A 20,990-nucleotide genomic window follows, 5' to 3' on the forward strand; every position below is an offset into this window, starting at 1 on the left:
TATATGAAAATTTTAGAAAATGTAATTGCCAACAAGAACTTGTTGCTTACAGATGCTTCCACCGGTAATACCATACCGGTTGGAACGCTGTATCGGTCTTTAGGCTTGAATCCTGTAGAAAAAGGATTGATCTTTTTGTACAATGACAATCAGCTCTCCAGTATTGAGGTTCTTCTCAATTTTTACGGAACAGCCCATACGATTGCTTTATTGGGACAGAAACTGCATTCGGAATTCAAAGACCGGATGGAGGCAGAATACCGTCCGAAATATATCTTTGATCCATCCAGAGATGAGGTAGAAGGATATAGTATCAGAGCATTCTCTGATACGGTAAAAATCTTTATGAAAGATGATTACCAAAGTGAGATTACGATCCATCCGGAAATTAAGCTTCTTTTAAGTACTTCAGGAACTACAGGAATTCCCAAACTCGTTAAGTTATCGGATGAAAATCTGTATCAGAATGCCGTGAGTATCCTTCAGTATATGCCTATTCTGGAATCTGATGTGGTACCATTGAATGTACCCATCAATTTTGTATATGGCTTTTCTATTTTTACGACCAACTGTATGCGTGCCGGAAGAATGGTATGTACGGATAAAGATATTATGCAAAAGGCATTCTGGGATGAAATGGAGGAATATGGATACAGTACCTTGGGAGGAGTTCCATTTTTATACGAGAACCTTAACAGGATAGGCTTCTTCAGAAAAGACAGTCAAAGTTTACGATACCTGACTCATACAGGAGGGGTGATCAATGGTGAGCTGAGAAAAACCATCTTTGCGTATTGCCTTGAATTTGAAAAACAATTCTTTGCACAGTATGGTCAGACGGAAGCAGGTGGAAGAATGGCTTATCTTACCACAGATGGTCTTCTGGAAGAAGAAACTTCTATTGGTACTCCTGTATATGGTGGGAATTTCAGCATAGATCCTGATACCGATGAACTGTTGTTCTCACATGCCAGTATTTTTGGAGGCTATGCCCATACGCTTCAAGACCTTAGTTCTTACGAACAGCCTGCAGTACTGCGTACAGGAGATACTGCAAAAAAAGAAGACAACGGAATTTACTCTATCACAGGAAGAATAAAACGTATCATGAAGCTTTTCGGAATACGGCTTAATCTGGATGAGGTAGAATTTATTCTTAAAAATGAGCTGGAAGGAAATACGTTTGTATGCCTGAATTCCAATGACAAAAAAATCATTGTGCTGTATGACAATCCGGAGATTGATCCCCAGGCCATCACTGAAATTATTAAAAATAAGCTGCGCATTAATCCTCAATACGTCCGCACCGAACACATAGAGTCATTTCCATTATCACAAAACGGTAAAATAAACTATCCCCTGTTACAAAACTTACAGCATGAAAACATTTAAAACCCCTATATTACTTTTAGCTTTTGTCTTACTTCCTCATTTTATTGATGCTCAGCAAAATGAAAGGGTAAACGGCAAGGTCATGCTGTCTGAGAAAGTGCCGGTAAAAAATGCACTTTTAAGAATAGTAAATACTTCATATCAATCAAAGACAAACAATTTAGGAGAATATTATTTTGATAATGTGCCACCTGGAGAATATACTCTTCAGGTGGTTTTAAATGATATCGAATTGATGCGCGAGCAAATCCGCATTGAGAAAGATGTTTATGAAATTCCACCCATCTATACTTCAACAGAAAACAATGTTATTGAAGGAATCACCGTATATGCTTTCAGCAGAAATAAATTTTTGGATAAAGACAGTACTTCGGTTTCTAAAATGCCATTAAGGAATTTAGAAAATCCGCAGGCTTATACGAGTATCAACCAGCAATTACTGAAGGAACAGATTACTTATGACATTTCAGAAGTTTTAAAAAATGTGCCAGGGATGGTAAAAATGCAGGGGAGTCCGGGAAGGGGTTCCGGGGACGGAAGCTTCTACTATAGCCTTAGAGGATTTCCCACAAAAGTATCAATGGTAGATGGTCTTCCTGCAACCACTAATGGAGAGATTGATCCTGCTGACATTGAACGTTTAGAAGTTATTAAAGGACCGGCAGGAACTCTATATGGAGGTGCTGTAACCTCTTTCGGAGGACTTATTAATGCGGTAACGAAAAAACCTAAAGATTACTTTGGTGGGGAGGTATCCTACCTTATGGGAAGCTATAATCTGAACCGTGTAACGGCTGATGTGTATGGTCCCATTACTGAGTCCAGAAAAACATTATTCCGTTTGAATGCGGCCTATCAGTATCAGAATGGTTTTAGAGATTCTGAATTCAGAAAATCATTTTTTGTTGCCCCTACCTTAAGCTATCAGGTTAATGACAGGCTGAAGTTCAGCTTAGGAGCTCAGATTTATAATTATGAGGGAACTAATACCCCTATTATCTTTCTTCCCAGAACGAGAGCATTTTTTGCCCATACACCTGATGAATTAGGATTCGACTGGAAAAGATCGTACTCCAACAATGATATGACCCTGAAAGCTCCGTCAATTAATGTAAAAGCGGAGGCTAATTATAAAATATCAAATAACTGGAGCTCACAAACGTCACTTTCCCGTAACTTCAGAAAAACGGAAGGACTCTATCAGTACCAGTTTATCAGAGGAAATACCAGCGATGCTATGCTGGAGCGTAATGTACAATGGCAGAACTCCGAAGCTTCTTCCACCAGTGTTCAGCAAAACTTTAACGGAGAATTCAATATCGGAAAAATCAAAAATAAAGTATTGATCGGATTAGATTATTTCAATCAGTCTATCAATAACAACCATTCTCCGATTGTGGTATTTGATTATGTAGACGGACAAAACTTAACAAGTGGTTACGGAAATATTTCCAAAGATCTCGCTCTGCAGAAAATACAGGCCGCTACCCAAACCGCTATTGATGCTAAAAAAGCACCTTTGGTACGGAATACCTCTTCAGCCAATCTTTATGGAGCCTATATTTCCAATGTTACTTATATTACCGACCGTTTGATTACTTTACTAAGCTTACGTTTGGACCATTATGAAAGCAAAGGACAGCTTAACCTGAACACTAATGTGCGTGCCGGTGAATTCAAACAAACGGCGTGGTCTCCAAAAGTAGGATTAGTCTATCAGGTGGTCAAAGACCGTTTATCAGCTTATGCCAACTATATGAATGGTTTTAGTTATACAGCACCAGTCGTACAGCAATTACAGGACTATAGCGGAGATATGAAACCACAAACTGCAAATCAGTGGGAAGTGGGAGTAAAAGGAAATCTTTGGAGAAACAAATTCAACTTTACCGTGGGATATTATGATATATTGGTTGACAATATACAGCGGGGCACCGGGGTAATCCGTGATGGAAAAGAATATGCTATTGTTGTTCAGGATGGACAGCAAAGAAGTAAGGGAATTGAAATAGAAACTGTTATGAATCCTGTTCAGGGATTGAATATTATTGCAGGATATTCATACAACCACAGTAGAATGGAAAAAGCGGATGCTGCAGTAGAAGGACGTCGTCCGGAATCTGCAGGCCCTGCTAATGTATTTAATTCCTGGATCAGTTATGTCCTTCCTATTAAAGGACTTCAGGGACTGGGAGTAGGTTTTGGGGTCAACCGTGTAGGTAAACAGATTACCGGAAATAAAACCACTACCGGACAGTTTGCATTCCCAGCATATACGCTGATTAATGCTTCTATTTCCCTGGAAAAAGAAAAATACAGAGTAGGTTTTAAAATGAATAATTTAGGCAATGCGCAATATTTTGCAGGGCAGGGAGTGGTAGTCGCTCAAATGCCCCGTAACTTTGTAGCTGAGGTAAGCCTTAAATTTTAATAATGAAGCTTAAATTTAGAAAAATAGCATATCAGTTACATCTATGGCTCGGACTAACGTCCGGGCTTATAGTTGTAATAATGGCGGCTACAGGATGTATTCTTGTCTTCGAAAAAGAATTAAAACAATGGATACACCCGGAAAGATATTTTGTTGAGGTTATAGGAAAGAAAAAGCTGCCTCTATCCGAGCTTTCCTCAAAAGCTGAAAGGGCCCTTCCGGAAGGATTGAAAATTAAAAGAGTGGTCATGTCTTCTGACCCTTCACAGACTTATGTTTTCCGTACCTTAAAAATGGATAATGATGCTCTAACGTATTGGGGAACTTATCTTTACTATTATAGGGTTTATATGGATCCTTACACAGGAAAAGTACAGGCCGTAGAAGATGCCAAAAAAGATTTTTTTGAAATTGTGCTGGACCTTCACAGAAGGCTTTTGTTGGGCGAGAAGATAGGAAAAACCATCACAGGATATTCCACTCTTATCATGACGATCATTTTATTCTCGGGATTAGTGATATGGTACCCGAGAAAGATGAGCAAGAGCATGTTGAAAGGAATGTTCTTTATTAAAATTTCTGCCAACTGGAAAAGAATCAATTATGACGTTCATAATGTACTGGGATTTTATGCTGTGATTCCTCTATTAATCATTTCTTATTCTGCAATGATCTGGAGTTTTGAGGACGTAGATAAATGGGTGAAAAAGACATTAAATGGAAGTGCACCTACGGAACAGAAAGCCAAAAGTAAAATACCCGCAGAAGAATTTTCGGATCAAAAAAACATTTTGGATATGATTGGAAACAAAATGGAAAAAGGTCTTACCGATAAAGAATCAGCCCTTATTAATTTTCCAAGAACGGAAGAAGGGACCTATTATGCTGAACTTACCTATGATAACAGACTGTACCGGAATGATCAATATAATTTTGACCAGTACTCGGGTGAGATAGTGAAACAGCAATCGTATAAAGACAAAAATATAGGATATGGAACTGCATTAAGAGAAAGAAATTACGACCTGCATACTGGAAGTATCTTTGGAATGACCAGCAGAATTATTTATTTTTTAGCAGGGATCATTGCTGCATCACTTCCTATTACAGGTTTTATCATCTATTTAAACAGGAAGAAGAAAAAACCAAAGCATAAAAAAAATAAAGTGGTATTTCCATCCCATCACTAAATTTTCAATAAAGCCTCTATATTTTAGGGGCTTTTGCTTTTTCTCTCATAGATTTTCAATCCTCTTCATCTACTCAATCCGCGAAATATTTTAATTAAAAATAACAGGATGAATCACGCGGAACCTTAACCAGATCAACCTGTTAATTGCTACTTTGCGTACTTGAAACAAACCCAATCAGAAATCATTCTTTGTGTCGGAAAAATAAGAATACTATGTTTTTTTCTCTCGCAGATTAAGCAGATCACGCAGATTTTTTAATGCTCTTTTAATCTGCTCAATCCGCGAGATATTTTAATTAAAAACAACAGGATGAATTACACGAAACCTTAACCAAATCAATTTGTTGAGTACTATAAACAAACCCAATCAGAAATCATTCTTTGTGTCGGAAAAATAAGAATACTATGTTTTTTTCTCTCGCAGATTAATCAGATCACGCAGATTTTTTAGTGCTCTTTTAATCTGCTCAATCCGCTTAATCTGCGAGATATTTTAATTAAAAACAACAGGATGAATTACACGAAACCTTAACCAAATCAATCTGTTGGTCACTACTTTGCTTACTTGAAACAAACCCAATCAGAAATCATTATTTGTGTCGGAAAATTAAGAATACTATGTTTTTTTCTCTCGCAGATTGAGATTTTCAATTCCCTTTAATTTGTGAGTTTCTTACATCAGATCAATAGTTTTACTGTTTTAGAAAAAATTTCAACACTTTTTTCCATTTCTTCGGCATTGAGGTCTCCAAAACCTAATCTCATCGCTGTAAGATGTTTATTCTGATATAGTAATGTTTTAGGAATAAACAGATCATTCTGAGCACAATTTCTGCTAAGCTGCATAAGGTTTATAGGAATATTCCATTCCAGCCAGATAGCCAACCCTCCCGAAGGTTTTTGGAAATGGATATATTCTTTTAAATGCTCTTTCAATAAAACACTGAAATAATCCCGCCTTTCCTGATAGACTTTCAAAGATTTTTTCAGATACCGGTTAATTTCCCCTTCTTCAATCATCTCTCCCAAAGCTCTTTCCATTAGAATATCACCCTGACGGTCAATAATACCGAGATATTTACGCATTTCTATCATCAGATTTTCCGGAGCCACAATAAAACCGGTTCTGAATCCCGGAGCCAAAGATTTTCCGAATGAACCTATATAAATAACCATTCCGTTCGTATCAGCACTGGCTAAGGGAAGGATAGGGCTTTTATCATAATGGAATTCATAGTCATAGTCGTCTTCAAGAATAATAAAACCATACTCATTGGCCAGCTCCAGAAGTTCCAGTCTTCGCTGGGCACTTAATGCCACTGTTGTAGGGTAGTGGTGATGTGGAGTAAGATAGAGCATTCTTATCTTTTGCTTTTTACAAGCCTCTCTGACGCTTTCAACAATGATGCCCTCTTCATCTATCGGGATAGAAAGCATTTGAACTCCGGCTTTCATAAAGATCATATTGACTGAAAAATAGCTTAAAGCGCCCACTAACACTACATCTCCGGCAGAAAGAAGAATCTCGGAAACAATATAAATACTCATTTCCGTACTGCGGGTAATCAGGAGGTTGTTTTTAGAAATAGGCAGTCCACGGGATAGATTGAGATAACGCGATAAGTGTTCTTTAAAAAATTCACTTCCATCCTGGTTATAATGTCCCGGGATTTTCTGATTGGTCTTACGCTTGAGGATAGAGCTGTAAAACCGGGAATGCTGACCAATCTGGGTCAGCCTGATATCAGGTACTCCATCATTAAAAACATAGTCACAATCTGAATGTTCAAAAGGATTATCTAAAATATTGGAGGCTTTGAAGGAAAAACCTGTGGTTTGTGGATAGTTTTGAAGATTATTGGATTTAAAATCATTCATTTTTACCGGTTTTTCCTGATCATTCCCAATAATAAAAGTTCCTTTATTCGGAAAACTTTCCGTCCAGCCCTGAGCAGACAATTCATCATAAACGGCCACAGCTGTATTTCTGTGGATGTCGAGCATATCACTGAAGGTTCTTGTTCCCGGAAGTTTAGTTCCAAAAGGTAAAAATCCCCTTTGTATAGCATTGATCAGCTGATTCGCAATCTGTAAATAGATCGATGTTTCTGATTTTCTGTCAATTTTTATGAAACTTTCATAAGGAATTCTAACCGGACTATCCATAATATAAAAACTGGCACCATATGACCATCCGGCAATATACTACTTTTGACATCAAAATAAAAATCAATGGAATTTCAGCACTTATTACAAAGGGTGGTACAGGATAATACCACTCACGCCAAATGGCTGAACACACTTTCCTTTATGGAGAATGCAGGGGCCAGAAAAATATCAAAATGCGAACATCCGGTTTCAGTAACACTGATTCAGCTTAAGCATGCCGCTGAAGAGCACCGTCACGCTTACTATCTCAAAAAGCAAATCGGAAAGATTGATCCCGAATTATGCAAAACTTACGAAAATAAAGAACTTCTTGCTCCCACTGCAACCCGACATTACCTTCATGCGCTGGATATTAAGGCCTGCAGGTATCTTCAGCATGTTTTTCAGCTTAGCCAGGAAGAGCTCAAGTTTGCAGCCTACCTCTTTGTAACCTATGCTATTGAAGTTCGGGCTGATGAATTGTACCCGGTATATCAGGATATCCTTACCCAGGAATCTTCCCGGATCATGGTGAAATCTATTATTCTCGAAGAAGAAGGACATCTGGAAGAAATGATCAATCAGCTCAATGAATTTTCCGGTGACTGGAAAATACATGCTGAAAATATACTGAACATTGAGAAAGAACTGCATCATCAATGGATTAATGCGATTACAAAAGAAGTGGAAGAGTTGAATTATGCTTAACAGTATTCATCGTTTTCAGGAATCACTCAATACAAGAAATGAAGAAGGGAGACTAAGAAGATTAACGCTTCAGCCTGAAGGAATTGATTTTTATTCCAATGATTATCTGGGATTGGCAAGAAATACAGAATTTCAAACTCTCCTGTTGCAAAGCATTAATGATAATCCTCAGCTGCTTTCAGGAAGTACCGGCTCCAGATTAATCAGTGGTAATACCGGTATGGCAACTTCTGTAGAACGTTGTATTGCAGAAAATCATCATTTTCCTGCAGCACTTCTTTTCCCATCCGGATATAATGCTAATCTTGCTCTGTTCTCAACACTTCCCAGCCGTCATGATACGGTGATTGTAGATGAGCAGATCCATCGTTCCGTCCACGATGCCTGCAGAATGTCAAATGCCAGAAAAGCAAAATTCCGGCATAATGATCTGAACGATTTGGAAAACCTATTGAAGAAACAGAAAACGCATTGTTATATCGCCATAGAAAGCCTTTATTCTATGGAAGGAGATTGTGCTCCCATCCGGGAGATTGCCGCTCTTGCTAAGCAATATCATGCAGATTTACTGGTAGATGAAGCGCATGCTTTTGGTGTTTTTGGAAATGGATTGATTGAAAAGTATCAGTTACAAAATCAGGTGCTGGCAGCTGTGGTAACATATGGTAAAGCATTGGGAGCCCACGGAGCCGCAATTCTCTGTAATGAAACCGTGAAATCTTATCTTATCAATTTTGCATCTCCATTTATTTATACCACTTCTGCGCAGGATTTTCAATGGATGAGTATCAAAACTGGTTATGAATTTTTAGAAAAGAAGCAGGAGCTGTCAAAAAAGCTTCACGAAAACATCAGAACTTTCAGAAATCAGGGTCTGAAGACACCTTCTTCTGAAATCAGCCCCATTCAGGCTATTGTAATTCCGGATAATCAAAAACTGAAAACGGTACAGAATACTTTATCTGATGAAGGGTTCTTAACCTATGCCGTATACAGTCCAACGGTAAAAGAAGGAAGTGAGAGAATCAGAATATGCCTTCATAGCTTCAATACGGAAGATGAAATACTAAAACTTACAAGAATTATTAAAGAATTGAATTAAAAACAAAAGGGTAGAAAAACGAAGTGACCTATAAAATAAAAGGAAGTGAATTTCAACCCAAACCCCGCATCCCGAACCTCACATCACGTATCGCGTATCACGAACCCCGAAAACTCATATGAAACTATTTATAACAGGAATAGGGACTGAAATAGGAAAAACCATCTGTTCAGCTATTTTGGTTCAGTATTTTAAAGCAGATTACTGGAAACCCGTACAGTCCGGAGATCTCCATTACACAGACAGTCATAAAATTGAGGACTGGACAGACCATACCACCTGCTATCCGGAAACACATCGCCTGCAACTGGCTGCATCTCCTCATCAGTCTGCACGGGAAGAAAACATACAGATTCAACTCGATGATTTTCAATTGCCGGAAACTGAAAATTCATTGATTGTAGAAGGAGCCGGAGGATTGATGGTACCGCTTTCAGATCATATTTTTATGATTGATCTGATAGAGATACTGGATCTGCCTGCCGCGCTTGTTGTCAGAGACTATTTAGGATGTATCAATCACAGCTTGCTTTCAATAATGGCATTACAGCAAAGAAATATAAAGCTGGAATACCTGATTCTTAATGGAGTTTTTCCACAGGATACGGAAAGACTCATCTGCAGCTTTATTGAAAGTGATACAAAAATTATCAGGATTCCGGAGATTACCCATACTGATAAAGAACATATTAAAATGGCTGCAAAGCAATTAACAATAACAAAATTATGATAATGGATAAGAAAACAGAAATTAGACACAACTGGACCAAAGAAGAAATTGAAGAAATTTATCATTTGCCCCTGATGGAGCTTATTTATAAAGCGGCCACGGTACATAGAGAACGGCATGATCCCTCTGAAGTACAGATCTCCACATTATTGTCAATCAAAACCGGAGGATGCCCGGAAGACTGTTCCTATTGCGGACAGGCCGCGCGTTATCATACCAATATCAAAGTACAGGCTTTATTGCCTACGGAAACGGTAATAGCTCATGCACAGAAAGCTAAGGACAGTGGTTCCTCCCGTTTCTGCATGGCTGCAGCATGGCGCGAAGTTCGTAACAACCGTGATTTTGACAGAGTGATCGATATGGTGAAGGGAGTGAATGAACTTGGACTGGAAGTATGCTGTACGTTAGGAATGCTTACCGAAGAGCAGGCAATACGACTTCAGGAAGCCGGTTTGTATGCCTATAACCATAATCTGGATACTTCTGAACAGTATTATGAAGAAATCATTTCTACCAGAACATTCGATAACAGGATTAATACGATCAACAATGTAAGGAAGGCTGGAATCACAGTATGTTCAGGAGGAATTATCGGTCTTGGAGAAACACATAGGGACAGAATTTCAATGATTTTGACCTTAGCAACGATGCCTAAGCATCCGGAATCTGTACCCATTAATGCATTGGCAAGGGTAGAAGGAACACCACTGGAGAATAACGAAAAAGTAGATACCTGGGAAATGGTAAGAATGATTGCAACCGCGAGGATTGTGATGCCGGCTTCTATGGTACGATTGAGTGCTGGACGTATTGAAATGACAGAAACTGAACAGGCATGGTGCTTTATGGCAGGTGCAAACTCTATTTTCACGGGAGAAAGAGAAACTTTATTGGTGACTCCTAATCCGGGAGTATCTGAAGATATGCAGATGCTGGAAACACTGGGATTGAAACCCATGAAATCTAATCAGGAAGTTAAATGTTGCTAGATCAATGTCAAACTCTAAATAATCACTTATGGGATTTTGGATTTTAATTATAAACATTCTGAAATGTATTCAGACTTTGTTATCAGATTTTTTACCGGGTTAGGTTGAATCCGGACAGCATTCCAATGAAGTGGAAATCTTAATGTGAAAGTTCGAAAGAGGCTTATGTGCAAGCAAACATCTTTTGCGAACTTATACTAATGAATCAGGAATACGAAGTTTTTGCGGACTTTGTGACCAATTAAAAATATGTTATAAACATTTTACCTCAAAATATGAATACGATAACACAACTTAGTCTTCAGGAAAGAGATAAAGCAGTCAACTGGCATCCGTATACCCAGATGAAAACAGCTGCTGATGCCATACCGATTATTAAAGGGGAAGGGGTTTACCTTTATGATCATGAAGGTAAAAAATATCTGGATGTAGTCTCTTCGTGGTGGGTAACTCTGCATGGACATTCTCATTCTTATATTGCCCAGCGGGTATTCGAACAGCTTAACACCCTGGAACAGGTTATTTTTGCCGGATTTACCCATGAACCGGCTGTACAGCTTTCAGAAAACTTATTGAATATTCTTCCTCACAATCAGAATAAAGTGTTTTATTCTGACAATGGTTCCACAGCGGTAGAAGTAGCGCTGAAGATGTGTATTCAGTATGCCCACAATCAGGGAAAGGAGAAAACTAAAATTTTGGCTTTCAAAAATGCCTATCATGGAGATACATTCGGAGCAATGGCTGTAAGTGGAAAAAGCTTTTGGACCAAACCTTTTGAAAGCAGGTTATTTGAAGTTGTTTTTATCGATACGCCTACAGCGGAGAATCTGGAAGATTTAAAAATACAGATTGGGCAGTTAGCAGATGAAGTAGCTTGTTTTATTTTTGAACCGTTGGTGCAGGGAGCAGCAGGAATGCTGATGTACAGTGCAGAAAATCTTGATGAATTGATGCAGTATTGCAGGACGCAGGAAATTTTAATGATTCAGGATGAAGTGTTCACAGGCTTCGGAAGGACCGGAAAACTTTTTGCAACAGATTACCTTACAGAAAAACCGGACATCATGTGTTTTTCAAAAGGACTTACAGGGGGTACCATGCCTATGGGGATTACAACCTGCACCCATGAAATTTACAATGCTTTTTTATCTGATGACCGTCATAAGACATTATTCCACGGACATTCTTTTACGGCCAATCCTTTAGCCTGTGCTGCAGCGTTAGCCAGTATGGAATTATTACTTAAAGAAGAAACCCAAATGAATATCAAACGTATTACCCAGCAGCATTCGGAATTTATAAAAATGATTTCCTTGCATCCACAAGTTGAAAATGCACGTCAGATCGGAACTATTTTAGCTTTTGATTTTAAAACCGGGAATGGTACTTCTTATTTCAATGAAATAGGGAAGAAGCTTTATAATGAATTCTTACAGAGGGGAATGATTATGAGGCCATTGGGAAATGTAATATATCTGGTTCCGCCCTATTGTATTACCTCCGAAGAATTGGATTTTGTATATCAGAATATTATAGAAGTCCTGGATCAGTTTAAAGACTAAATGATCTCTTCCGGTATAGAGTATTGTAATCAAAAGAATTCCCCGTGGCAAGCCTCAGGGAATCCTTTTGATTCTTTTCATGTGCAGAATCTAATTACAGTTTTTAAGATGTACATTTTCTACTTCTTACTAAATTTTTTTGTAGAAACTTTTCCATTTTCAAAAATGATTTTCGCAAAATAAACTCCTTTAGAAAGTTCAGAAACATCTGAATTATTCTCTTTTACAGTTTTTAATAGCTTTCCATCAATAGAATAGATTTCTATTCTGCTAAGTTTTTCTTTTGAATGATACACTAAATCTTGTTTTACAGGGCTTTCAAAAGTAATTTCAGCATTATTTTTTACCGTTTCTTTTGTTGATAATGTAGCATTATCGTTTACAAGATATTTAACAATGTTTAATGTTTCTCCATCTGTACTCACAATGATGTTATTATCAAAAACCTTTATTGCATTAATATTATGATATCGTAAATTAGGATCATTTTCTATATATTCTCCAAATAAAGGATAAACAGTTCCATTTTGATTAAGCTTAGAGATATAATAATAAGTATATCCATTATTATTGAGTTCAGCATAGCCTGCAAGATAATAATAACCATTTTTTTCATAGATATCCCGAAATTCCAGACCGGCAATACCATTATAATTGAATGTCATATCTGGTGAGCCATCAGCATTAAGCCTTCCTAAGGTAGGTGGTGTCTGCCACATTAAGTCATTTTTTGCATACACAATTTTATCAGCAGAATCTACTTTTACAATACTTGCTTCTCCACTAAACAAAACTTCTCCATTATTACCAAAACCAGTCATAGGCTGTCCGTCAACAGTGTATTTCCTTATGGTACCATTTCCGAAAAAAAGAAGATTAAACTGGTTATCTAAAATGATATGAGGAAGATAAGAACTCTGCAAAGGATTCTGTTGATAAGTCAATATTTCTCCGTTATTCCCAAAGCTGTTGTCTAATGTGCCATCAGAATTTAATCTCAACGTATGAGTTTTCGAATCAGTTTGTCCAAAAGAATCCATACTAATTCCTGAAACAAGAATTTTATTTCCCTGCTGTATAAGATTAGTTAATTCAAAAGAAACTGATAAATTGGCTAATGCCTTTATTCCTCCATTTCCAAAAGAAGGGTCTGATTGCCCATTCGAAAGTAATCGGATTACATCCAGATAATACGTATTGTTTGTAGAATCATATCGTTTGAGTAGTAAAGTTAATTTATCATCGGTATGTCTTATACATCCAACAAGAGAACCGTCGTTGTAGTTCAGTACAATTTTACCATTTGTTCCAAAAGTCAAATCTAAAGGGCCGCTGTAACCCGTCGCTTTAGAAATAATTAATTGGTTGAGACTGGGGTCATAGGATTTATAAAATACTGAACTTGTTGCTGCAGTTAATTCTCCTGCATAGCTGCTTCCCGTTCCTAAATATGAGTTTCCTGCCGGAAGAGTATAAATCCCGTTTGAAGCAAACGTAGGATCTTTGGAAATAATTTGCGCGAAGGAAGTTTGTGTTATAAGAATAAACACAAATAATAATTTTTTTTTCATTGTTTGTTTTTTTTAATAGGAAATTTTGAGGTTATATTTTGTAACCTACATCAACATATAATTTTTGGGTTGTGTTTCCAAATATATGATAAAGTTTTAGAAAAGTAAAGAACTCTCCGGATTTTGCCTTTTAACAGATATTTTACTAGAAAAAAATCAACTAAAGCCAATGAAAGAGTAAATGTTGCGCTGAGAAATTCCTGCGGGAGATTGGTATTATGGGTTCAGTTCGTTACCCCATTCATGCAGCGCATCAAGAATAGGACCTAATTTTCTGGCTCTGTCTGAAAGTTTGTAATATACTTCCGGAGGGAAATTGTATACTTCAATACGTTGAATAATATCATTTTCCTCCAGCTGTTTTAGCTGTTCTGCTAACACTTTCTTGGAAACTCTTGGCATTTTTCGCCAAAGCTCCACAAAACGTACCTGCTCCTCCTCAAAAAGAGAGGATAAGATCAGGGGTTTCCATTTTCCGGACAGGATATCCAGGCTCCGTCGAAGTCCACACGTTTTAAATTCTTCAAAATTCATCAATTTCTTAGTATAAATATGGTTAACCTTTTGGTAACCATCGATTATTTTGCGGTCATTAACCGATAGATTTGTTCAGCAAATTTAAACAAAATGAAACTACAATTATGGCGCAATGCAACATTGCTGTTAAATAACAATGACGTGAATATCCTTATTGATCCTATGCTTGGAGATAAAGGATCTTTGGGAAAGTTTCCCATGACAGATAGTGAACTTCTGAACCCATTGGTTGATCTTCCGTTCAGTCATGAAGAATTGGTGCAAAAACTGGAAAAAGTAGATGCTGTAGTTATTACTCATCTGCATCCCGACCATTGGGATTCAAAAGCAATAGAGCTCATCGATAAAAATATGCCTATTCTGTGTCCCTCCGTCATTTCAGAACAAATAGCGGAGCAAGGATTTAGAAATGTGATTCCTATCAGTGATCATCTCCATTGGAATGCTATGGATATATTTATCACGAAAGGACAGCACGGAACCGGAGAAATTGGAGAAAAAATGGGAGTGGTAAACGGATTTGTTTTTAAAACGGCTAACCAGTCCGTTTATATTGCTGGGGACAGTATCTGGTATGATGATATTGCCGAGGAGATAGACAGGTATCAGCCAGAGCACATTATTGTGGCAGGCGGAGCTGCCACTTTTTCGGTGGGAGATCCTATTATTATGACGAGTGAAGATATTATAAAAGTCTGCAGGTATGCTCCTGAAGCATTGGTATGGGTTTCCCATCTGGAAGCGGTGAGCCATTGCAAAGAAGACAGAAAGTATATTGAGGAAAAGATAGTTAAAGAAGGGTTAGTTGATCAATGTTTTATCCTAAAAGATGGTGAAGAAATCCCCTTAGAGTTCAAGTCTTAGGAATACCCCTTTGGGATGGCTTGTTTTTTGGACTCTCATTCATAAATAATTTTATGCTTTCAGTTTTTCTATTAAATCTTGATTGGAAAGAATTATTATTGGGACATGAAGAATGGTCTTTTCTTTTAGAGATCATTCTTCGTACCATGATTATGTTCCTGGCTATTATTATCGGGTTGAGGATTTTAGGGAAAAGGGGGGTTAAACAGCTCTCTATCTTTGAACTGGTGGTTATTATTGGATTAGGTTCTGCAGCAGGAGATCCCATGTTTAATAAAGATGTCGGAATTATTTCTTCCCTTATTGTTTTTATTGTCATTATTCTCCTGTATACAATCGTCACATTCTTTATTGGAAAAAGTAAGACTTTCGAAAAGCTGGTGGAGGGAAAATCCATCTGTCTGATAGAAAATGGTAAATTTTCCGTTAAGAACTTCCAAAAAGAAAATTTAGGAAGTGATGAATTCTTTGCGGAGCTAAGATTAAAAGGTGTTTCGCAGCTTGGACAGATCGAAATTGCAATTGAAGAAATCTCCGGAGAGATCAGTGTGTTTTTCTATGAAGACCAATATGTGAAATATGGGCTTCCCATTATGCCAGATTCGCTGGAAAATCCATTAAAATCTATTCATGATGAAGGATATTATTCCTGTACATTCTGTGGTCACACGGAATATAAAACAGCAGGCAATTCAGAAAATTGCCCTAGCTGTTTAAAGGATGAATGGGTGGTGTCCAGTAACAGGAAACGCATCACCTGAAGTTAAACCAGCCAACTTTATTTAATCTTCTACATATCTGTTTCTTGCTGCTTTCAGTCCAAAATACAGCATGATGAGTACTGCAATGCTCAGGAAATAAAAGGATGTATTCCATGAAATATCCCAATCATGGAGTTTTCCAAAAACAGGAGGTCCAAATCCGGCGATAAGATATCCTACGGATTGTGCCATTCCTGAAATTTTCACTGCATTGATACTGCTTTTTGTTCTTGTGGAGAAAAACAGGATAGACAGACTGAAAGACAATCCATTGGATAGGCCTATGATAACTGCATTTACGTAAATCCATTGGGATTTTAGCAGTACAAACATCATGGTACTTGTAAACATTAAGGCGCAGATAAAAAGAATCATAATCCTTTGATCCTTCATTTTACTGGCTATAATCGGGCAGCAAAACGTCACTGGAATCATCGTAATCTGAATGACAAAAAGAACCCAGCCGGAGCTTTCTCCCTGCATATTATAATCTGCGAGGAAGGAGGGTAGCCAGGCAACCATGCAGTAATAAAAAAGAGACTGAAGTCCCATGAAAATGCTAATATTCCATGCCTGGGAAGATTTGAACATATTAACCCCAGAGGTGCTCAGCGCCACTTTGGGTTGGTCAGAATTTTTTTTGTTGAAAAGAAGCTCAAGGAGTAATACAAGAAATCCCAATCCTGCAATAATCAGCCAGATCCCTAATGAACCCCGCCATCCAAAGCCCGTCCATTCTCCAATTCTTACACTAAAACCTGAAGCCAGTGCAGCAGTAAGGTTCATAGAAACCGCAAAAATTCCGGTCATAAGACCAATCTGTTTTGGGAAGTTATTTTTAACATATCCGGGGGTTACCACATTACCAATACAAATTCCCAACCCTATGAATATTGATCCCAGAAACAACATGGGCAGTGATCCGGAAATACGAAGAAAAAGCCCAAAACTTAAAATAAGTAAGGAATACATCAACAGCTTACTGATTCCAAGTGTATTGGAAAATCTACTCACCAATACCGAACAGCCTGCAAACATAAACAGAGGAATGGAGGTCAGCAAACTCACCTGAAAATTATCCAGTTGTAAAGCTTCTCTCACCTCGTTTAACACAGGAGATACTGCAACAATAGGCGAACGAAGATTACTTGAGATCAGTATAACCACCAAAACATTAATGATCAGTAAAGCATAAGATGCTTTTTTTCTTATTTCACTCTTCATCATAATAAAAACTTTTGTGCAAAATTAGCATAGTAATTTTGTTTAATTTTGCCAAAGTTTTAACTTAAAACGACATGAATGCGAATAACAGTATAGAAGTAGATGAACTGCATAAACCTTATTTTGTCTGGTTTGAAGAAAACTGGATTCATGATGATGTGCTTCACCAGCATCAAAAAGGGCAACTGGTCTATGTAGAAAGTGGGTTTCAGTATATTACCATTGAAGAAAAGATTTATCTTCTTCCGCAAAACCATGCTGTTTGGATTCCTCCCAATACCATTCATAAGACCAATTCACATTCTGAGAAAATCAATCTGATGATTATGTTTGCTGAAGTTGACAGAAAAAACTCTTTTTACCATGAAGTCAACGTATTTTCAGTCCCTCCGGTTTTAAAAGAAATGATAAAATATGTGGAAAAATGGTCTAAACTACTCTCAAAAGATGCCGATGAAACCATATTTTTAAGAGCATTATTCAATGAGCTTCCTCATTTCGTAGAACATTCTCTGAAACTCCATATCTGTCTTCCTAAAGACAAACGCCTAACAAAAGTGATAGAACACCTGCATCATGATTATCATAAAGAAATTAGAATAGAAGATCTGGGAGAAACGGCGTTATTATCTACCCGTACTTTAGAACGTATTTTCAAAAAAGAAACTGGGCTTACACTCAGCAAATATCAGCAGATGCTGCGAATCATCAAAAGTCTTGAGCTTTTGAGTGCCGGAAATCTTACCATTTCCGAAACAGCCTATGAAGTAGGGTACAAAAGTGTACAGGCTTATACAAGAAGCTTTCAGGCTGTGATGCAGTTCCGGCCTACCGATTTTGTGAAAAATATTAAATAGCAGGCAAAATATCATTTTTTAGTTCTGATCCTAAGTATCATAAATGTTGAATAATATGTTTATGCCGTTGATCTTACTATAAAACATTAAAAAGGGATTTATTGTTCATTGTAAATGTATACGACACCCTATATTAAAGTGTTTATTGATTTTAAAAAGCACAATATTTCACCATTTATTGCATTTTCATATTAGCAGTGAATAATCAATTATAGGATCAGTGGAAGCAAAAAGGTCCCCACGAATGGAGACCTTAAAAAAACACAAATGATGAAAAAAAATTATTTCGATCCACAAATATAAGTAAAATTAATATTATGCAAAACATTATATATGCATTTTTTTTAAAAATTATTGATTTTGATAGAAAATAACTATTCTTTAACTGATGCAAGTTTTCTTTAGCATTGTGGAATTTTATGGGTGTATAATTGTACCTCTTTAAAATATCTATTTCTAATGACATCATAGGGTATATGATGCAAATCCGTAATTGTACATCATCCTAAAAATGAATGATCGCTGTTGGTGTTTTTGATTGTGACTACACTCATAAAATAAAGCGTATCATTTTCATTAACTTGCTTTAAAACAGACGCTATGAAACCAAAGCAAATAAAAGGGGTTCCTCAGCAAAAATCCGGAGGATTTCATGACACGGAAAGCAGAAAACAGTTTGCAGCGCCACTGATTCCGTTGAAATTTGAAATAGTAAAAAAAAGATTTTTCTCCATCAACAAATGGAAAAGCTATTGTGGAGAAGCTTTTGCAGCATTTAAGCTGTATGATTCCAATGCTATCCCTGCCGAAAGAGAACCTCTAAAAGGCGATTTTATCAGAATCAATATCCCCGGGCCGGGAGAAACTGAAGCAAAAGGTTATGATTGGGTGGAAATAACAGAGATCTGTTATTATGAAGATACAATCTCCGAAAGCATCATGATTACCTGCAGACCGTCACAGGATCCTAAGAATAAAAACAACGCCCATATTGCCCACTTTTATAGCTCAAAAGCCACTTCTACATTTATGATTCAGAGAGATTCAACTCACATAAAAACGGCAGTATATGGGAGAAATGAATCTCCTAATTTCAATGCAAGGCTCTTTGATATCATTAGAAATATGATGGTTGCTGCCGGAGGAATGATTGGAATCGCCAAAATCCAGTGGCAGCAGCTTACAGATGGTTTTCTGGACTTTGAATAGAAATGCCTATCCCTTTTTGATCTAAGTCAAAGTTCTTCCGCTGCCAGCTTTTTAATTTTGCGGCTTAATACAAAGCTATGGAAGAACTTCAAAAAATTATTTGGATCTCAATCATTTTAATCATTATTATTTCGGTAAAAGAAAAATTAAAGCTTGCACTTCCTATCTTGCTTGTAACAGCCGGATTGATTCTAAGTGTCACTCAACTTGTGCCATCTATAGACATGAGCCCGGAAATGATTTTTTACATAGTACTTCCTCCTATATTATTTGATGCAGCCTGGAATACATCAATTCCCGATTTTAAAAAAGAATTTTCAAAAATTTCTGTACTGGCCATTGGACTGGTCTTTTTAACCACTACTGTTATTGCTTTACTTGTTCACACCTTAATTCCCGGATTCAGCTGGCCGCTTGCCTTTGTAATGGGCGCTATCATTTCACCACCCGATGCCGTAGCGGCAACAAGCATTACAAAATCTCTTCCGCTGCCACAGAAACTGACAACGATCCTTGAAGGGGAAAGTTTACTGAATGATGCTTCGGCTTTAATTGCTTATAAATGTGCTGTTATCGCTGTTACCAGTGGTGTTTTCTCATTTTGGGACGCAGGGCTCCAGTTTATAAGCATCAGTCTTGGAGGATTGGTTATTGGCCTTGTGATAGGTTTTATATTTTTAAAGCTCCACAAATATTTTAACGGAAACAGCAGTGCTGAAACATTTGCTGTGATTCTGCTTCCTTTTGCGGCATACAGTCTGGCAGAGCATCTGGGATATTCCGGAGTATTGGCTGTTGTGTTATTAGGAATGTTTCTTTCCTGGAATTCAATTTCATTATTCAGTGCCGAAAGCAGGTTGCAGATGAGTCATTTTTGGGAAGTTATTATCTTTATTCTGAATGGGTTGATATTTCTTATTCTTGGCATGCAGCTCCCGGCAATCATCTCAAATATACAGGATAGTGATCTTCCTGTCCTGGTTTTTTATGGCTTCTTATTGTTTATTGTCCTGGTAGTTATCCGCTTGGCCGTACTCTCCTTATTTCCTCTTTTTTCGAACAGCAGGTCCGAAAAAGAAGGCGGTTTTCTCACTCCATCAAAGAAAGAATATATTATTTTATCATGGTCAGGGATGCGTGGCGTTGTTTCACTGGCTGCAGCCCTTGCATTGCCCTTTAAAGATCATCAGGGAACTGTTATAGAGCAGAGGGATACTGTATTATTTATATGCTTCATCGTTATTGTTTTTACATTACTGATCCAGGGAATGACATTACCCAGGTTGATCAGCATGATAAAGCCTTCGTCTCCCGATAAACAGGAAGAAAAAGACCTCAATATACTTCTTCTGGAAAAATCTGTTTCATTTTTAAATGATTTTATATCAAATGATGACAAGGTTCAGGCGGCATTGAAAAGTATGACCGAAAAGCTTGAAAGGGAAAAATATCAATTGATGAACAGTAGCGAAGAAACCATATTTTCCCGGCATAATGAATGGAAAAAAACCTATTTTACTCTGGAACTACAGCTTGCAGAATGCCAAAGAAGAGCATTGGTAAAAGGCTACCACACAGGGGATTTTACCCTTGATATCATCCGTAAAAAAGAAGAGGAACTGGATTTTTGGACAAGTACTATTCATCATGAAATAGCAGCTATTGATCATTATTCTGGATAAGGGGACACAGGATTTTCCTTTTTTG

At 37.4% G+C, this 20,990-nt stretch carries 17 protein-coding genes; 13 read left to right on the plus strand and 4 right to left on the minus strand.

Annotated features, from left to right (window positions below; translation table 11 throughout):
• Positions 1-3: 3 nt before the first annotated feature.
• The 3 genes from JML65_RS08920 to JML65_RS08930 are packed head-to-tail and all read left to right on the plus strand — an operon-like array spanning position 4 to position 5,013.
• Entirely contained in the window at positions 4-1,392 is a 1,389-nt protein-coding gene (locus JML65_RS08920) for an AMP-binding protein (protein WP_202270581.1), read from the plus strand.
• Entirely contained in the window at positions 1,379-3,823 is a 2,445-nt protein-coding gene (locus JML65_RS08925; protein ID WP_202270582.1) for a TonB-dependent receptor, read from the plus strand. The genes JML65_RS08920 and JML65_RS08925 overlap by 14 nt, the downstream gene beginning before the upstream one ends.
• 2 nt (positions 3,824-3,825) lie before the next feature.
• Positions 3,826-5,013 (plus strand): PepSY-associated TM helix domain-containing protein, encoded by a 1,188-nt coding sequence (locus tag JML65_RS08930; RefSeq protein ID WP_202270583.1) that lies wholly within the window; start codon positions 3,826-3,828, stop codon positions 5,011-5,013.
• A 680-nt stretch (positions 5,014-5,693) separates the two neighbouring features.
• Here the strand turns inward: JML65_RS08930 and JML65_RS08935 are convergent.
• Positions 5,694-7,181 (minus strand): PLP-dependent aminotransferase family protein, encoded by a 1,488-nt coding sequence (locus JML65_RS08935; protein ID WP_202270584.1) that lies wholly within the window; start codon positions 7,179-7,181, stop codon positions 5,694-5,696.
• A gap of 66 nt (positions 7,182-7,247) precedes the next feature.
• Here JML65_RS08935 and JML65_RS08940 point away from each other — a divergent pair, with 66 nt between their 5' ends.
• The 5 genes from JML65_RS08940 to bioA all read left to right on the plus strand — a co-directional run bounded on the left by JML65_RS08940 (position 7,248) and on the right by bioA (position 12,260).
• Positions 7,248-7,871, plus strand: coding sequence for a hypothetical protein (locus JML65_RS08940; RefSeq protein ID WP_202270585.1), 624 nt, complete (start codon positions 7,248-7,250; stop codon positions 7,869-7,871).
• Positions 7,864-8,973, plus strand: coding sequence for an aminotransferase class I/II-fold pyridoxal phosphate-dependent enzyme (locus tag JML65_RS08945; protein ID WP_202270586.1), 1,110 nt, complete (start codon positions 7,864-7,866; stop codon positions 8,971-8,973). Before JML65_RS08940 ends, JML65_RS08945 begins: the two co-directional genes overlap by 8 nt.
• A 118-nt stretch (positions 8,974-9,091) precedes the next feature.
• Positions 9,092-9,703: a dethiobiotin synthase gene (gene bioD / locus JML65_RS08950; protein WP_202270587.1), complete on the plus strand. Its 612-nt coding sequence runs from the start codon at positions 9,092-9,094 to the stop codon at positions 9,701-9,703.
• 2 nt (positions 9,704-9,705) lie between these two features.
• Positions 9,706-10,695, plus strand: a complete 990-nt coding sequence (gene bioB / locus JML65_RS08955; protein WP_047496526.1) for a biotin synthase BioB — start codon at positions 9,706-9,708, stop codon at positions 10,693-10,695.
• Between the two features lie 275 nt (positions 10,696-10,970).
• Entirely contained in the window at positions 10,971-12,260 is a 1,290-nt protein-coding gene (gene bioA / locus JML65_RS08960; RefSeq protein WP_202270588.1) for an adenosylmethionine--8-amino-7-oxononanoate transaminase, read from the plus strand.
• 119 nt (positions 12,261-12,379) lie between these two features.
• Here the strand turns inward: bioA and JML65_RS08965 are convergent, their stop codons facing one another.
• Positions 12,380-13,831, minus strand: a complete 1,452-nt coding sequence (locus JML65_RS08965; protein ID WP_202270589.1) for a T9SS type A sorting domain-containing protein — start codon at positions 13,829-13,831, stop codon at positions 12,380-12,382.
• A gap of 216 nt (positions 13,832-14,047) precedes the next feature.
• The gene (locus JML65_RS08970; RefSeq protein ID WP_115917853.1) at positions 14,048-14,365 is read right to left on the minus strand and encodes a winged helix-turn-helix transcriptional regulator; all 318 of its coding nucleotides are present in this window, start codon (positions 14,363-14,365) and stop codon (positions 14,048-14,050) included.
• A 93-nt stretch (positions 14,366-14,458) separates the two neighbouring features.
• Between JML65_RS08970 and JML65_RS08975 the strand changes: the two genes are divergently transcribed.
• Entirely contained in the window at positions 14,459-15,232 is a 774-nt protein-coding gene (locus tag JML65_RS08975) for an MBL fold metallo-hydrolase (RefSeq protein WP_202270590.1), read from the plus strand.
• 53 nt (positions 15,233-15,285) lie between these two features.
• Complete coding sequence (locus JML65_RS08980; protein ID WP_202270591.1) at positions 15,286-15,993, plus strand: DUF421 domain-containing protein; 708 nt, start codon at positions 15,286-15,288, stop codon at positions 15,991-15,993.
• A 21-nt stretch (positions 15,994-16,014) separates the two neighbouring features.
• Here the strand turns inward: JML65_RS08980 and JML65_RS08985 are convergent, their stop codons facing one another.
• Positions 16,015-17,220: a CynX/NimT family MFS transporter gene (locus JML65_RS08985; protein WP_237390818.1), complete on the minus strand. Its 1,206-nt coding sequence runs from the start codon at positions 17,218-17,220 to the stop codon at positions 16,015-16,017.
• Between the two features lie 71 nt (positions 17,221-17,291).
• Here JML65_RS08985 and JML65_RS08990 point away from each other — a divergent pair, with 71 nt between their 5' ends.
• The 3 genes from JML65_RS08990 (at position 17,292) to JML65_RS09000 (ending at position 20,965) form a co-directional block, all read left to right on the plus strand.
• Positions 17,292-18,074 carry a helix-turn-helix domain-containing protein gene (locus JML65_RS08990; protein ID WP_047496510.1) on the plus strand — a complete coding sequence of 261 codons (783 nt, stop codon included), beginning with the start codon at positions 17,292-17,294 and terminating at the stop codon, positions 18,072-18,074.
• Positions 18,075-18,674: 600 nt separating this feature from the next.
• Positions 18,675-19,283 carry a hypothetical protein gene (locus JML65_RS08995; RefSeq protein ID WP_202270592.1) on the plus strand — a complete coding sequence of 203 codons (609 nt, stop codon included), beginning with the start codon at positions 18,675-18,677 and terminating at the stop codon, positions 19,281-19,283.
• Between the two features lie 77 nt (positions 19,284-19,360).
• Positions 19,361-20,965 (plus strand): Na+/H+ antiporter, encoded by a 1,605-nt coding sequence (locus JML65_RS09000; protein WP_202270593.1) that lies wholly within the window; start codon positions 19,361-19,363, stop codon positions 20,963-20,965.
• The last annotated feature ends 25 nt before the right edge of the window (positions 20,966-20,990 follow it).

Source organism: Chryseobacterium sp. KMC2 (genome assembly GCF_016756935.1).
GTDB lineage: Bacteria > Bacteroidota > Bacteroidia > Flavobacteriales > Weeksellaceae > Chryseobacterium > Chryseobacterium rhizosphaerae.

Coding starts and splice junctions, on each gene's coding strand:
- JML65_RS08920 (WP_202270581.1), top strand. CDS start 4: ATGAAAATTTTAGAAAATGTAATTGCCAACAAGAACTTGTTGCTTACA.
- JML65_RS08925 (WP_202270582.1), top strand. CDS start 1,379: ATGAAAACATTTAAAACCCCTATATTACTTTTAGCTTTTGTCTTACTT.
- JML65_RS08930 (WP_202270583.1), top strand. CDS start 3,826: ATGAAGCTTAAATTTAGAAAAATAGCATATCAGTTACATCTATGGCTC.
- JML65_RS08935 (WP_202270584.1), bottom strand. CDS start 7,181: ATGGATAGTCCGGTTAGAATTCCTTATGAAAGTTTCATAAAAATTGAC.
- JML65_RS08990 (WP_047496510.1), top strand. CDS start 17,292: ATGAATGCGAATAACAGTATAGAAGTAGATGAACTGCATAAACCTTAT.
- JML65_RS08940 (WP_202270585.1), top strand. CDS start 7,248: ATGGAATTTCAGCACTTATTACAAAGGGTGGTACAGGATAATACCACT.
- JML65_RS08980 (WP_202270591.1), top strand. CDS start 15,286: ATGCTTTCAGTTTTTCTATTAAATCTTGATTGGAAAGAATTATTATTG.
- bioD (WP_202270587.1), top strand. CDS start 9,092: ATGAAACTATTTATAACAGGAATAGGGACTGAAATAGGAAAAACCATC.
- JML65_RS08985 (WP_237390818.1), bottom strand. CDS start 17,220: ATGATGAAGAGTGAAATAAGAAAAAAAGCATCTTATGCTTTACTGATC.
- JML65_RS08975 (WP_202270590.1), top strand. CDS start 14,459: ATGAAACTACAATTATGGCGCAATGCAACATTGCTGTTAAATAACAAT.
- bioA (WP_202270588.1), top strand. CDS start 10,971: ATGAATACGATAACACAACTTAGTCTTCAGGAAAGAGATAAAGCAGTC.
- JML65_RS08945 (WP_202270586.1), top strand. CDS start 7,864: ATGCTTAACAGTATTCATCGTTTTCAGGAATCACTCAATACAAGAAAT.
- JML65_RS08970 (WP_115917853.1), bottom strand. CDS start 14,365: ATGAATTTTGAAGAATTTAAAACGTGTGGACTTCGACGGAGCCTGGAT.
- JML65_RS08995 (WP_202270592.1), top strand. CDS start 18,675: ATGAAACCAAAGCAAATAAAAGGGGTTCCTCAGCAAAAATCCGGAGGA.
- JML65_RS09000 (WP_202270593.1), top strand. CDS start 19,361: ATGGAAGAACTTCAAAAAATTATTTGGATCTCAATCATTTTAATCATT.
- bioB (WP_047496526.1), top strand. CDS start 9,706: ATGGATAAGAAAACAGAAATTAGACACAACTGGACCAAAGAAGAAATT.
- JML65_RS08965 (WP_202270589.1), bottom strand. CDS start 13,831: ATGAAAAAAAAATTATTATTTGTGTTTATTCTTATAACACAAACTTCC.